The organism is Croceitalea sp. MTPC5 (assembly GCF_036985505.1).
In the GTDB taxonomy this organism is placed as follows: domain Bacteria; phylum Bacteroidota; class Bacteroidia; order Flavobacteriales; family Flavobacteriaceae; genus Croceitalea.
This window is the reverse complement of the sequence record NZ_BTGQ01000001.1, coordinates 724,292-739,323: the sequence shown is the minus strand read 5'-3', so window position 1 is coordinate 739,323 and position 15,032 is coordinate 724,292. Positions and strand designations below refer to the sequence as shown.

13 protein-coding genes are annotated in these 15,032 nt (G+C 41.5%); 12 read left to right on the top strand and 1 reads right to left on the bottom strand.

Annotated features, from left to right (window positions below; all coding sequences use genetic code 11):
* Positions 1–327 precede the first annotated feature (327 nt).
* A complete protein-coding gene (porX, locus tag AACM45_RS03370; RefSeq protein WP_339140754.1) occupies positions 328–1,872 on the bottom strand; it encodes a T9SS response regulator signal transducer PorX in 1,545 nt (514 codons plus the stop codon).
* 33 nt (positions 1,873–1,905) lie between these two features.
* Between porX and AACM45_RS03365 the strand changes: the two genes are divergently transcribed.
* From AACM45_RS03365 to hisD, 12 genes are all read left to right on the top strand, one after another.
* Positions 1,906–3,132, top strand: coding sequence for an HD domain-containing protein (locus AACM45_RS03365; RefSeq protein ID WP_339140753.1), 1,227 nt, complete (start codon positions 1,906–1,908; stop codon positions 3,130–3,132).
* Positions 3,133–3,292: 160 nt separating this feature from the next.
* Positions 3,293–4,327, top strand: a complete 1,035-nt coding sequence (gene lpxD, locus AACM45_RS03360; protein WP_339140752.1) for a UDP-3-O-(3-hydroxymyristoyl)glucosamine N-acyltransferase — start codon at positions 3,293–3,295, stop codon at positions 4,325–4,327.
* Positions 4,311–5,714, top strand: coding sequence for a bifunctional UDP-3-O-[3-hydroxymyristoyl] N-acetylglucosamine deacetylase/3-hydroxyacyl-ACP dehydratase (locus AACM45_RS03355; RefSeq protein ID WP_339140751.1), 1,404 nt, complete (start codon positions 4,311–4,313; stop codon positions 5,712–5,714). Before lpxD ends, AACM45_RS03355 begins: the two co-directional genes overlap by 17 nt.
* A gap of 2 nt (positions 5,715–5,716) precedes the next feature.
* Positions 5,717–6,502 (top strand): acyl-ACP--UDP-N-acetylglucosamine O-acyltransferase, encoded by a 786-nt coding sequence (gene lpxA / locus AACM45_RS03350; RefSeq protein ID WP_339140749.1) that lies wholly within the window; start codon positions 5,717–5,719, stop codon positions 6,500–6,502.
* 2 nt (positions 6,503–6,504) lie between these two features.
* Positions 6,505–7,071 carry an elongation factor P gene (efp, locus tag AACM45_RS03345; protein WP_339140748.1) on the top strand — a complete coding sequence of 189 codons (567 nt, stop codon included), beginning with the start codon at positions 6,505–6,507 and terminating at the stop codon, positions 7,069–7,071.
* 6 nt (positions 7,072–7,077) lie between these two features.
* The gene (locus AACM45_RS03340; protein ID WP_339140746.1) at positions 7,078–8,013 is read left to right on the top strand and encodes a UDP-3-O-(3-hydroxymyristoyl)glucosamine N-acyltransferase; all 936 of its coding nucleotides are present in this window, start codon (positions 7,078–7,080) and stop codon (positions 8,011–8,013) included.
* 66 nt (positions 8,014–8,079) lie between these two features.
* On the top strand, positions 8,080–8,952 hold the full coding sequence (gene sucD / locus AACM45_RS03335; RefSeq protein ID WP_339140745.1) for a succinate--CoA ligase subunit alpha: 873 nt from the start codon (positions 8,080–8,082) through the stop codon (positions 8,950–8,952).
* A gap of 102 nt (positions 8,953–9,054) precedes the next feature.
* Positions 9,055–9,801: a 3-oxoacyl-[acyl-carrier-protein] reductase gene (gene fabG / locus AACM45_RS03330; protein ID WP_339140744.1), complete on the top strand. Its 747-nt coding sequence runs from the start codon at positions 9,055–9,057 to the stop codon at positions 9,799–9,801.
* 36 nt (positions 9,802–9,837) lie between these two features.
* Positions 9,838–11,853 (top strand): VWA domain-containing protein, encoded by a 2,016-nt coding sequence (locus tag AACM45_RS03325; RefSeq protein WP_339140743.1) that lies wholly within the window; start codon positions 9,838–9,840, stop codon positions 11,851–11,853.
* Positions 11,854–11,863: 10 nt separating this feature from the next.
* Positions 11,864–12,679, top strand: coding sequence for a prohibitin family protein (locus AACM45_RS03320; RefSeq protein WP_339140741.1), 816 nt, complete (start codon positions 11,864–11,866; stop codon positions 12,677–12,679).
* Between the two features lie 199 nt (positions 12,680–12,878).
* Positions 12,879–13,736, top strand: coding sequence for an ATP phosphoribosyltransferase (gene hisG / locus AACM45_RS03315; protein WP_339140740.1), 858 nt, complete (start codon positions 12,879–12,881; stop codon positions 13,734–13,736).
* Complete coding sequence (gene hisD / locus AACM45_RS03310) at positions 13,736–15,031, top strand: histidinol dehydrogenase (RefSeq protein WP_339140739.1); 1,296 nt, start codon at positions 13,736–13,738, stop codon at positions 15,029–15,031. Before hisG ends, hisD begins: the two co-directional genes overlap by 1 nt.
* Position 15,032 lies beyond the last annotated feature (1 nt).

Here is a 15,032-nt window from a genome sequence, read left to right as displayed (position 1 = left end):
TGTTTTTCTTTTTCTTTTATTTTTTAAAATATTCTAAAGTGAAAACGTTCTCCTTTTCGTTGCTTTTGGTAGTGCTCTTTGAGTTGCACGATGTTTATTTTGAAAATTCAAAATTTGACGTTAGGGATATATTTTTTAGTCTAACGTCATTATTCCTATGTTTATTCCTCTCAAAAAGCAATTCAAAAAATCAAATTCCTTAAGGTTTTATACCCCCATAAGGGTACTCAAAAAGGTATACGGACCAAATAATAAAATCACGCAAAGATGTCATAAAATCTTGTCGGGGTTCATTTACTTAGGCTTGCTCATCTGAGGACTACAATATCACTTAGCCTCTAAAACCACAAAAGGAATGATCATTTCCTCTAACGAAATGCCGCCATGTTGGTAGGTATTTCGATAATAGCTGACATAGTGGTTGTAGTTGTTGGGGTAGGCAAAAAAGAGATCGTTTTTGGCGAATATGAACGAACTGCTGACATTGATATTCGGCAGATGGATCTGTTTGGGGTCTTTTGCGGCCAATACTTCCTTTTCTTGATAGGTCAAGCTTCGCCCAGTTTTATACCGAAGGTTGAGACTGGTATCGCGGTCACCAATGACCTTTGAAGGATGTTTTACATTGATGGTACCGTGATCCGTGGTTAATATCAATTTCTTGCCGAGTTGCTGTGCTTTTTGAATAATATCCAACAATGGTGAGTTTTTGAACCAACTAAGGGTAAGGGAACGGTAGGCCTTGTCATTGCTGGCCAATTCTTTAATGACTTCCATTTCGGTCTTGGAGTGGGAGAGCATGTCGACAAAATTGTACACAATGACCGTCAAATCATTACCTTTTTGCGATTTGAAATTTTGGGCCAGTTGTTTCCCCTGCTTTAAGCTGCTTATTTTGTGATAGTCCCATTTAATATCCATTTGCAACCGTCGCAACTGGGCACCTAAAAACTCAGCCTCGAATAGATTTTTACCCCCTTCATCCGTATCATTTTTCCACCAATCGGGGTGTTGTTTTTCCATTTCCAGTGGGGTGAGTCCAGAAAAAATGGCATTTCGCGCATATTGGGTAGCCGTCGGTAGAATACTATAATAATGTGTTTCCGTCTTTTTCTTATAGAAATTAGAGACCACATCCTCAAAAGAAAGCCATTGGTCATAGCGTAGGTTATCGATGACCACAAGTAAGGTGGAACTATCTTTCAATTCAGATACGACCTTCTTTTGAAACAATTCATGCGATAGGGTTGGACCATCATCGGTTGAAAACCAATCGCGGTAGTTTTTATCGACAAACTTGCTGAACTGACTGTTCGCTTCCATTTTTTGAGATTCCAATATTTCGAACATCCCAGAGTCTTCTATCCCCTCGAGCTGTAGTTCCCAATAAATCAGTTTTTTATACAATTCTGCCCATTCTTCATGTGTCTTTACCATCGAAAGGTCCATGGCTATTTGTCGAAACTCTTGCTGGTAGTTCGCCGTTGTACGCTCTGATACCAATCTCGAATTGTCCAAACTCTTTTTGAGTGATAACAAGATTTGATTGGGATTGACGGGTTTGATCAAATAATCGGCAATTTTACTGCCGATAGCCTCATCCATAATGAATTCCTCTTCACTTTTCGTAATCATGACCACGGGTAACGAGGGATCTATTTTTTTGATTTCCGCCAAGGTTTCGAGCCCTGAAAGGCCCGGCATATTTTCATCCAAAAAGATGATGTCAAAATTCGTATGGTTCAATTCATCAAGTGCATCTTGACCACTTGGGCAAGTAACTACTTGATAGCCTTTGTTTTGAAGAAAAAGAATATGGGGTTTCAATAAGTCAATCTCATCATCGACCCAAAGAATTGTAATCGTGCTCATATAGTATATCTTTGTCCTGAAAATATAGTACACTTGGCGCAGCGCAACAAGCTTAAAATATTTAACGATCCAATCTACGGTTTTATTGGCACTCCCAATGAACTTATTTACAATCTTATAGGGCACCCCTTTTTTCAACGGTTACGGCGAATTTCTCAAATGGGCCTGTCGTATATCGTTTACCCTGGGGCCCATCATACCCGCTTTCATCATGCCTTGGGCAGTATGCACTTAATGGTGCAGGCGATTAGGGTACTTCGATTTAAAAAAGTGGAAATCACTGAAGAGGAAGAAATGGGGCTCTTGGTCGCCATTCTACTTCACGATATTGGGCATGGCCCATTCTCGCATGCTTTGGAGTTTTCTTTGGTCGAGAATGTAAGTCATGAGTCGCTATCACTTCGATTAATTGAAAAATTGAATGAAGAATTTGATGGTGCATTGACCATGGCAATAGCCATTTTCAAAGGCGAGCACCCCAAAAGGTTCTTGAATCAGTTGGTTTCGAGCCAATTGGATACCGATCGTTTGGATTATTTAAAACGCGACAGTTTTTACACCGGGGTGACGGAGGGCAATATCAGCTCTGAACGCATTATCACCATGCTGAACGTACAAGACGACGAATTGGTGGTCGAGGAAAAAGGCATCTATTCGGTAGAAAAGTTTTTAATGGCCCGCCGTTTCATGTATTGGCAGGTGTATCTGCACAAAACCAGCTTGGTGGCGGAACAATTGCTCCTTAAACTGATCAAACGCTCGAAACTGTTGTTGCAAGAGGGGCATGAATTGGAATGTGCGGCTGCGCTGAAGTACTTTTTGACCCGAAATGGGGCAGATCGATTTGACGAGAGCACGTTGCTGCAATTTGTGCTATTGGATGATGTAGATATCATTTCAGCATTAAAAACCTGGCAATTCCATGACGATTTCGTGCTTTCTAAGCTAAGCGGTATGCTATTGAACCGCAACCTATTGGAGATACGCATCAAGAACAATCCGATAGCCGACGAAAAGATGCGGAAAAAGCGCAACTGGGTGAAATCATCATATGGTTTGCGTGATGGGGAAGCTGATTATTTCGTTTTCTCCGGTGAAATAAGTAATCGTGCCTATAATGCGGACTATCAAAATATAAATATCGCTAGAAAGTCAGGAAAGCTGACCGATGTCGCCAATGCCTCAGATCATTTGAATTTAAAAGCATTGTCAAAAAAAGTGACCAAGTATTATGTTTGCTATCCGAAGGAAAGCGTTTGACAAATTTTCTTACTTTTGCCAAAAATGAACGAAGATAGGGAGGTCCATTTCGACGCTCAAACAATAAAATCCTATTCCGGTTCAGTACAAGAAGGTTGCCTACATTGGTAAGCTTCCTGAAGCCAATACAATCGTTCTAAGGTATTAAAACATTACACGTTTGAAATTTACAGCCACCCAAATTGCCGGAATTTTAGAAGGAGAGATTGAGGGCAATCCTGAAACAGCCGTCCATAAACTTTCCAAAATCGAAGAGGGTGAAACGGGTTCGCTTACATTTTTGGCCAATCCTAAATATACCGCCTACATTTATTCCACCAAAGCTTCCATTACCATAGTCAACAAAGACTTTGTACCTGAACAATCACTATCGACTACTTTGATAAAAGTTGATGACGCCTACAAGTCCTTTTCAAAATTATTGGAGTATTACAATCAGGTCAAAAACAATAAGACCGGTATTGAAGATCCCGTTTTCGTCTCTGAATCCGCGACATATGGGGAGGGCTTTTATTTAGGGGCTTTTTCGTATTTGGGGGAAAATGTGGATATAGGCAGTCAAGTTAAAGTATATCCCAATGTCTATATTGGGGATAACGTGACCATAGGGGATAACGTGACGATTTTTGCAGGAGCAAAAATTTATTCCGAGTCCATTATTGGTGACGGATGTGTGATTCATAGCGGTGCAATCATAGGTGCTGATGGTTTTGGTTTTACACCTAATGAAAAAGGGGAATATACCAAGGTTCCGCAAACAGGTAATGTAATTTTAGAAAACAACGTCGATGTTGGTGCCGGTACGACGATTGACCGTGCGACCCTTGGCTCGACGATTCTTAGAAAAGGCGTTAAACTGGACAATCAGATACAAATCGCCCATAATGTGGAGATTGGTGAACATACCGCCATAGCGGCCCAAACGGGGGTTGCCGGATCGACCAAAATCGGAAAATATTGTTTAATTGGTGGGCAAGTGGGTATCGTAGGGCATATCACCATCGGTGACCGGGTTCGCATTCAGGCACAGTCAGGTATTGGTCGAAATGTCAAAGATGATGAAGTATTACAAGGGTCCCCTGCATTGAACTATGGGGATTATAACAAATCATATGTTCATTTTAAGAATCTACCGAAACTAGTTAACCGAATCTCTGAAATAGAAAAGAACATTCACATTGAAGACAGAAAGTAAACAACGTACCATAGCAAAACAGGTCATGCTCCAGGGAGTAGGGTTGCATACTGGTGAAGAAGTCACGATGACTTTTGTTCCCGCACCTGCGAATCACGGTTTTTCCTTTAAAAGGGTCGACCTTGAAGGGGAGCCTATCATTGAAGCCGATGCGAATTACGTGGTAAATACCCAAAGGGGTACGAATTTAGAGAAGAACGGGGTCAAGATACAGACTTCTGAACATGTACTTGCCGCTTTGGTCGGTATGGATATCGATAATGTAATGATCGAACTCAATGCCCCAGAACCACCGATTATGGACGGTTCTTCAAAATACTTCATTGAAGCATTGGAAGAGGCTGGTATTGTAGAGCAAGAAGAGCCCCGTGAAGTCTATGTGGTCAAAGATGTTATTGCCTACAAAGATGAGGCAACCGGTAGTGAAATAACAGTGATACCGGCCGAAACGTATCAAATCACCACCATGGTCGATTTCGGAACGAAGGTATTGGGTACACAAAACGCCACCCTAGAAGACCTTTCTCAATTTAAAACAGAGATTGCCAATGCCCGTACCTTTAGTTTTTTACATGAACTTGAAATGTTATTGGAACATGGATTGATCAAAGGGGGCGATTTGAACAATGCCATTGTATATGTGGATAAGGAAATTTCAGAATCCACAATGAAGAAATTGGAAAAGGCATTCAACAAAAAGAAACTTTCGGTAAAGCCAAATGGGATTTTGGATAACCTGACCTTGCACCAACCTAATGAAGCCGCAAGACATAAGTTATTGGATGTTATAGGTGACCTAGCCTTGGCGGGTACTCGTATTCAAGGAAAAGTGATCGCCAACAAACCAGGCCATTACGTGAATACCCAGTTTGCCAAAAAATTGCATAAGATCATAAAACAAGAACGTAGAAACTATGTTCCAGAAGTTGATTTGCATGCAAAACCTTTAAAGGATATCACGGAAATCATGAAAATGCTCCCCCACAGACCCCCTTTCTTGTTGGTGGATAAAATCATGGAGCTTTCCGACCAACATGTCATCGGTATCAAAAATGTGACGATGAACGAGCCATTTTTTGTGGGCCATTTTCCTGGGGCGCCGGTTATGCCTGGGGTATTACAACTTGAGGCTATGGCACAAACGGGGGGTATCTTGGTATTGAGTACGGTACCAGATCCTGAAAACTATTTGACCTATCTCTTGAAAATAGATAATGTTCGGTATAAACAACAAGTGGTACCCGGTGATACTTTGATATTCAAATTGGATTTGATGACACCGATACGACGTGGTATATGTCAGATGCAGGCCCGGGCCTATGCGAACGGAAAATTAGTTTCTGAAGCTGAGATTATGGCACAAATAATAAAAGTTAAAAGAGAATAAGCATGAATCAGCCCCTTGCCTATGTGCACCCAGGCGCTAAAATCGCGAAAAACGTTGTTATTGAACCCTTTACCGTAATCCATAATAACGTGATTATTGGTGAAGGTACATGGATAGGCTCGAATGTCACCATTATGGAAGGTGCCCGTATCGGAAAAAATTGCAATATTTTTCCGGGTGCGGTTATCTCAGCACCGCCACAAGATTTGAAGTATCAAGGTGAAGAGACTACCGTTCATATAGGTGATAATACCACTATTCGAGAGTGTGCCACTATTAATAAGGGTACTGCCGACCGCATGAAAACGGTAATTGGTAATAATTGCCTGATTATGGCGTATTGCCATATCGCACATGATTGCTTGGTCAGTGACGGATGCATTTTCAGCAATGATTCCACACTTGCCGGTCATGTAACAATCGGTGAAAATGTGGTTTTGGCCGGTATGGTAGCAGTGCATCAATTTGTATCCATTGGCAAACATGCCTTTGTAACGGGGGGATCCTTGGTACGAAAGGATGTACCGCCTTTTGTGAAAGCGGCGCGCGAACCCCTTTCTTATGTCGGTATTAATTCCATCGGATTAAGAAGACGCGGATTCGAATCACATAAGATTCGTGAAATACAGAATATTTATAGGATATTATATCAAAGAAATTACAATAACTCACAGGCAGCCTCTATCATAGAAGCTGAAATGGAGGCTACTCCTGAACGTGATGAAATTCTACAATTTATTAGGGATTCTCAACGTGGGATCATGAAAGGATATTTTAGCTCAAATTAATTATGGCAAGTACATCAGATATTAGAAAGGGATTGTGCATCAAGTACAACAATGATATTTACAAGATTATTGAGTTTCTACACGTGAAACCGGGCAAAGGGCCGGCATTCGTTAGAACGAAGTTGAAAAGTGTAACCACGGGCAAAGTGGTCGATAATACCTTTTCAGCGGGTCATAAGATTGAAGATGTTCGTGTAGAGACGAGATCGTATCAATATTTATATCCTGAAGGCGACACCTTTCATTTTATGAATACCGATGACTACAACCAAATCACACTTCAAAAAGAAACCCTTGACGCCCCTGATTTGCTGAAAGAAGGTGAAGTGGTCAAGATATTGTTCAATACCGAGGATAGTATGCCGCTTTCAGTAGAAATGCCGGCAAGTGTAACTTTAGAGGTAACCCATTCAGAACCTGGGGTAAAGGGCAATACGGCCACGAATGCCACTAAACCCGCTACGGTAGAGACCGGGGCCCGTATCAATGTGCCACTCTTCATCAATGAGGGGGATAAAATCAAGATTGATACTGAGAAAGGGGCGTATATCGAAAGGGTAAAGGAGTAGTAAAGGATGAAATTTCCAAGAACGTATTCCTTAAAAGAAATAGCGGCGCTCATTGATACCCCTTTCGTGGGCTCAGATGATTTCCCCGTATCGGGCATGAACGAGATCCATGTAGTTGAACCTGGTGATATTGTATTTGTAGACCATCCGAAGTACTATGACAAAGCCTTGAATTCCAAGGCTACCGTAGTCTTGATCAATAAAGAGGTTGCGTGCCCAGAGGGAAAAGCCTTGTTGATATCAGAGGATCCTTTTAGGGATTTTAATACATTGACCCGGTACTTCAAACCTTTTGAATCCGCAGCTGCATCCGTTTCCGAATCAGCAACAATAGGTCATGGAACCATTGTTCAGCCAAATGCCTTTATCGGGAACAATGTGAAAATCGGTACCGACTGTGTGATACACGCGAATGTTTCCATTTATGACAACTGTGTCATCGGTAATAATGTGACCATTCATTCTGGAACGATATTGGGTGCCGACGCCTTCTATTACAAAAAACGTCCCGAAGGCTATGATAAATTAGTATCGGGCGGAAGGGTAGTCGTTGAAGATGATGTTGATATTGGGGCCAACTGTACCATTGATAGGGGGGTCACTGGTGACACTACCATTGGTAAAGGTTCTAAATTGGATAATCAAATACAAATAGGCCATGATACGGTTTTAGGCGAAAAGTGTTTGATTGCTTCCCACACAGGTATTGCCGGTTGCGTGGTAATTGAAGATGAGGTGACCCTATGGGGGCAAGTCGGTGTGATCAGCGGTATTACCATAGGCAAAGGTGCTGTAGTGTATGCGCAGTCTGGTATAGGCAATTCATTGGAAGGCGGTAAAACCTATTTTGGAAGTCCGGCTGTTGAGGCAAGACATAAAATGCGCGAACTCGCTACAATTAAAAATATGCCTTCCATACTTAAAAAATTAGAAAATAAATAGCTTGTTGTTTACTTTTCAGTTGCTATTCAAAAAGCTATTTTTGTTATCCGATATAAAAAAATAACGATGAGTGTTTTAGTAAATAAAGATTCTAAAATTATAGTACAAGGTTTTACTGGCAGTGAAGGCACGTTCCATGCAGAGCAAATGATTGCCTATGGTACCAACATTGTTGGGGGCGTTACGCCGGGCAAAGGAGGTCAAGAGCATTTAGAAAAACCTGTTTTCAACACCGTTGAAGAGGCAGTTCAAAAGGTCGGGGCAGATACCTCCATTATTTTCGTTCCACCGGCTTTTGCCGCTGATGCCATTATGGAAGCAGCCAACGCCGGTATCAAGGTAATCATTACCATTACCGAAGGTATACCAGTAGCCGATATGGTGAAGGCGAATAACTATATTAAGGATATGGACTGCACTTTGGTAGGACCCAATTGTCCGGGAGTGATTACTCCAGGAGAGGCTAAAGTGGGAATCATGCCCGGTTTTGTCTTTAAAAAGGGCAATGTCGGTATCGTTTCGAAATCAGGTACTTTGACGTACGAGGCGGCGGATCAGGTCGTGAGACAGGGATTAGGTATCACAACGGCAATTGGTATCGGTGGGGATCCAATCATCGGAACAACGACAAAACAGGCGGTAGAGCTGTTGATCAATGACCCGGAAACGGAATGTGTCGTAATGATCGGTGAAATCGGGGGGCAGTTAGAGGCTGATGCTGCCAATTGGTATAAAGAAAGTGGAAGTAAAAAACCAATTGTTGGTTTTATTGCCGGGGAAACAGCACCTGCAGGAAGAACTATGGGGCATGCTGGGGCAATTGTAGGTGGTAGTGATGATACCGCACAGGCCAAGAAAAGAATCATGGCGGAATGTGGAATACATGTTGTGGATTCCCCTGCGGAAATAGGAAAGAAAGTTAAAGAGGTAATGGCGTAAAACTCCGTTAAAACTATTATAAATCCCGATTTTATCGGGATTTTTTCATTTAATTGAGATTCGCAAAACGTATATTTGAATAACCACCAACAAATTTTCAAAATGAAATTACTACAAGACAAAAACGTCATTATCACAGGTGCGAGCCGGGGAATTGGAAAAGGGATTGCAGCGGTTTTTGCAGAACACGGGGCCAATGTTGCCTTTACCTATAGCTCAAGTGAGGCCCCTGCCTTAGCCCTGGAAAAAACATTGACCGAATTAGGGGTCAAGGCCAAGGCCTATAAAAGTAATGCCGCTAGTTTCGAGGCTTCTGAGGCACTTGTGCAAGCTGTTTTGGAAGATTTTGGTGGAATTGACGTGCTTATAAATAATGCAGGTATCACCAAAGACAATTTATTGATGCGCATGGGTGAGGCCGATTTCGATAGTGTTATTGAAATCAATTTGAAATCGGTGTTCAATATGACCAAAGCCGTACAGCGTACACTACTTAAACAACGAAAGGGATCTATAATCAATATGAGCAGTGTGGTCGGTGTCAAAGGTAATGCTGGGCAAACCAATTATGCCGCTTCAAAAGCGGGTATGATAGGCTTTACAAAATCGGTGGCTTTAGAACTTGGATCGAGAAATATTCGTTGTAACGCCATTGCACCGGGTTTTATAGAGACCGAAATGACCGATAAGCTCGATGAAAAGACCGTTCAGGGTTGGCGTGATGCGATTCCTCTGAAAAGGGGAGGTTCACCCGAAGATGTGGCCAATGCATGTCTGTTTTTAGCTTCTGACCTATCTGGTTACGTAACCGGCCAAGTACTTAATGTAGATGGCGGAATGTTGACCTAATTTTAGATACGATATCGGGTAATGCAAGCGACTCAGTTGATTCTTCTTATAATAGCCTTTCTACTATCGGTTGCACTGACTTGGTTCCAATATTTTCACAGTACGACAAAGGGCAACGTCAAGATTTGGTTGGCGGCATTGCGCTTTGTTGCGTTGTTTTCACTTTTTATACTACTCATCAATCCCAAATATGAGAAAGAGCGGATTTTGTTGGAAAAACAAAATCTTATTCTGGCAGTGGATGGGTCAAAATCCATTGATTTTTTAAAAGGAAGTGAAGCAGCCCTGGAAGTTCTTGCCAAATTGCAAAACAATACGGACTTATCTGACAGGTTCAACATTAAAACCCACTTGTTCGGGGGGAGCCTCTTGAATCAGGATAGTATCGTATTTGATAAAAGGATTACCAATATCTCAAAGGCATTGGGTTCGCTCAATGAAGTTTACGGAAATGAGCAAAACGTAGTCATATTATTGACCGATGGCAATCAAACCTTGGGCAATGATTTTGAATTTCAGTCCGTAAATGACAATACCAGTGTTTTACCCGTGGCCTTGGGTGATACTACCCAATATGAAGATATCGGGGTGACGCGGATAAATGTCAATAAATATGCTTTTTTACAGAATGAATTTCCCGTTGAGGCCACATTTGTCCATAACGGTAAGAAACCGATAAAAAAAGCCGTAAGGGTCTATTTAGACGATACTTTGGTACATAGGGAGACCTTGGAGTTCGCAGGCGATGGCGGTGCCAAGACCATCAAGACCTTGCTAAAGGCCTCTAGTGTCGGGGTAAAAAGAATCAAACTAGAGGTAGCCGCCTTGACCAACGAAAGAAACAAGGCGAACAATACGAAACTAGTCGCCATAGAGGTCATTGATGAAAAGACCCAGATTTCAATAGTCTCGAACCTGAACCATCCGGATATTGGAATGTTAAAAAAATCAATAGAAGCGAACGAGCAACGTTCCGTGGGTATTCTTAGACCCTCTGTTGATTTAAAGGAACTCGATGATAAGGATATATTGATTTTATACCAACCGGACGCTTCCTTTAAAAGGATATACGATTTTATTGAAAATAAGGGAATCGGCAGTTTTACCATAACGGGTACGAAAACGGACTGGAATTCCCTCAACACTTTCAATACGGTATTCACGAAAGAAGATCTAGATCAGTCTGAAGATGTAATTCCAAGTAAAAACAACGCGTTTGGTCTGTTTGATTTGGCCACCATGTCATTTACTGATTTTCCACCATTGCAATCCAGTTTCGGGGATCTGCTCATCACGAGACCTGTTGATATTATCGCCTATCAGGGCGTGAAGGGAATAACATTGAGCGACCCCTTATTCTTTGTCACAAATACCGACAACCGGAAACAAGCATTTCTTTTAGGGGAGGATATTTGGAAATGGAGGGTACAGGCCTATCGAAATGATAGAAGCTTTGAAAACTTTGATACCTTCATGGGCAAATTGATGTTGTTCTTATCGGATTCAGAAAAGAAAGAACGCTTGGTGGTACAATACAATGCCATATATGAAGGTGCCGCTGAAGCAGGGATCAGTGCTTCTTACTTTGATAGAAGCTATAATTTCGATGCTAATGCCACATTACGGTTGGTGGTAAAAAGTCGCGGAACTGATTTTGAACGCGAAGTGCCCATGCTTCTCTCGAACAATACGTATAAGGCTGATTTATCCGATTTAGATGCTGGCACCTTTGATTTCACAGTACGGGTCGAAGGTGAAGGTTTATCAAAGAAAGGGCAATTCCAAATTTTGGAATTTGATTTGGAAGAACAATTTCTGGCTGCCGATTACCGCAAATTAGAACGATTTGCACTACGGAACAACAGTGAACTCTTTTATCCTGAAGAAACCGAAAAAATGACAACATTGTTGCTTGACGACAATCGGTATGTGCCAATACAGAAAAGCTCTAAAAATGTAGTACCTTTAATTGATTTTCGGTGGTTTTTAGGGCTTATAGTATTAAGTTTGGCGACGGAATGGTTAGTGAGAAAATATAATGGTTTAATATAAAAATTGAGTTATGGATAGATTACCCAAGATTGCGCTACCTGTAGTTTTTGCAATCATTTTAGTAATAATTTTAATTTCAAAATCTGCAGTAACCATTGGTTCAGGTGAGGCTGGGGTTTTATATCGAACGTTCGGGGGTGGTGTGGTCACCGACAAGGCACCATTGGGTGAAGGTTTTCATCTTGTCGCCCCATGGAACAAGGTCTATATTTATGAGGTGAGACAGCAAGAAGTCTTCGAAAAAATGAACGTACTTTCAAGTAATGGCCTTGATATCAAATTGGATGCCTCGGCATGGTTTCAACCGAAGTTCAATGATCTGGGCAAATTACATCAAGAAAAAGGCGAAGACTACGTGCAAAGGGTACTATTGCCGACTATACGTTCGGCGGCGAGATCAGTGGTAGGGCGTTATACCCCTGAACAGCTGTATTCAAGTAAGCGTGATGCCATTCAGGCGGAGATTTTTGAAGAAACAAAAAAAATAGTTGAGGATGAATACATCCAACTAAATGAAATCTTGGTACGTGACGTTACTTTACCACCAACGATCAAAGACGCTATCGAACGAAAATTGAAGCAAGAGCAAGAATCATTGGAATATGAATTTCGTTTGGTGACTGCTTCAAAAGAAGCCGAAAAAGTACGGATCGAGGCACAGGGTAAAGCCGATGCCAATAGAATATTAAGTGCTTCCTTGACCGATAAAATCTTGAAAGATAAAGGGATTGATGCAACACTTGAACTTTCAAAATCACCGAATGCAAAGGTGGTGGTTGTAGGTTCTGGTGGTGACGGTTTACCACTCATCTTAGGAAATAACTAAGAATTACTTTTTTGTATGGAAATTATATTTTAATTTTAACCCATAATGAAAAAAGGAAATACACATCATCATATCCAATATCACGCTCAGGCGAGGTAAGGATATTTTGTGTGTTACAAAATAATTAAAAACCCGTTTGAGCAATCAAACGGGTTTTATTTTTTACCCATTTTGATTGTTTGGACAACAAATTGAAAGAATGACAAAAATTAGGATCGCTATTCAAAAAAGTGGAAGACTGAACGAGGATTCCCTAAAAATTTTAAAGGAGGCAGGTATTTCCATCGACAATGGCAAGGATCAACTGAAAGCTACCGCACGAAATTTTCCCCTTGAGGTCTTTTATTTAAGAAATGGGGATATTCCCCAATATTTGAGGGATGGGGTCGTTGATATCGCTATCATCGGTGAAAACGTTCTTATTGAAAAAGGGGCTGGAATTACCATTGCAGAACGTCTAAATTTTTCAAAATGCAAGGTCTCCTTGGCCATACCTAAATCGGTGAAATACAACTCGGTCAAAGACTTTGAAGGTAAGCGTATTGCAACCTCCTATCCAAATACGGTAAAAAATTACCTAGAAGAAAAAGGGATAAATGCCGAATTGCATATTATCAATGGTTCTGTAGAAATAGCGCCCAACATTGGGTTGGCCGATGGAATCTGTGATATTGTATCAAGTGGAAGTACCTTGTTCAAAAACAATTTGAAAGAGGTGGAAGTCATGCTGACCAGTGAAGCGGTAATCGCGGTTTCACCGCTGATCGACGACGATAGAAGCATCCTTTTAAAGAAACTGCAATTTAGGATTCAATCGGTCTTAAGGGCAAGGCAATCAAAATATGTTTTGTTGAATGCGCCAAATGAGAACTTAGATAGAATACTTCAATTACTACCGGGTATGCGTAGCCCCACGGTACTTCCTTTAGCAGAAGAGGGGTGGAGTTCTGTTCATACCGTAATCAACAAAGATAAGTTCTGGGAAGTTATTGATGAGTTGAAGGCGGCAGGTGCAGAGGGTATTTTGGTTTGTCCAATCGAAAAAATGGTTTTGTAATGCAAAAAATAGTTGCTCCCAGCAAATCAGAATGGCCTGAACTACTAAAAAGACCTACGCAGACCTTTGACCAAATTGAAGATACCGTTGCGACCGTATTCAATGAGGTCAGAACGAATGGTGATTTGGCAGTGGCCCGTTATACGCAGAAATTTGACGGGGTCGAATTGGATGGGTTTCAAGTGACATCAGATGAATTTGAAAGGGCCATTAAAGCCGTCGATACGAAATTAAAGGATGCGATTTGGGTCGCAAAGAACAATATCACCGCTTTCCACAAGGCACAATTGACCGCAAGGGTGGAAATTGAGACCATGCCAGGGGTCTCTTGTTGGCAAGAAAAACGGCCTATTCAAAAGGTAGGCTTGTATATACCAGGTGGTACGGCCCCTTTGTTTTCCACAATACTGATGCTGGCCATTCCCGCAAAAATTGCGGGTTGCCAAGAGATTATTTTGTGTAGTCCACCCGATGAAAATGGCGAACTTCATCCTGCTATTTTGTATACGGCGAACTTATGTGGCGTAACAAAGGTTTTCAAGATGGGTGGAATACAGGCCATAGCCGCACTTACCCATGGAACGGATAGTGTGCCAAAGGTTCATAAGTTGTTTGGCCCGGGCAATCAATACGTTACCGTAGCAAAACAATGGGCTACAAAATATGGTGTTGCTATTGACATGCCAGCAGGTCCGAGTGAGCTTTTGGTAGCTGCCGATGACACGGCGAATCCTGCCTTTGTGGCTTCAGATTTATTGAGCCAAGCTGAACATGGTATTGATAGTCAAGTTATTTTGGTATCGACCTCAAAGCAATTGATTGAAAAAGTAGCGGAAGAAGTGCAGGAACAGCTAGTACATCTCCCAAGAAAAAAAATCGCGCAAAAGGCGATTGCCAATAGTAAGTTGATTTATGTCGAAAATGATCAATTGGCCGTAGAATTGATAAATGAGTATGGTCCGGAGCACTACATCGTCTGCGTAAAGAATGAAGATTTCTATGTACGTCATACGGTCAATGCCGGATCGGTGTTCATTGGTAACTACACGCCTGAGAGTGCTGGGGATTACGCCTCTGGAACGAATCATACACTACCCACTAACGGGTATGCGAAACAGTATAGCGGCGTGAATCTCGATAGTTTTATGAAGAGCATGACCTTTCAGAAAATTACAAAAGAAGGTATTAAAGAGCTTGGCCACACTATTCAATTAATGGCAGAAGCTGAAGGTCTGTATGCCCATAAAAATGCAGTTACCTTGAGGTTAAAGCAACTGGAAGGAGAAAAATCTTAAT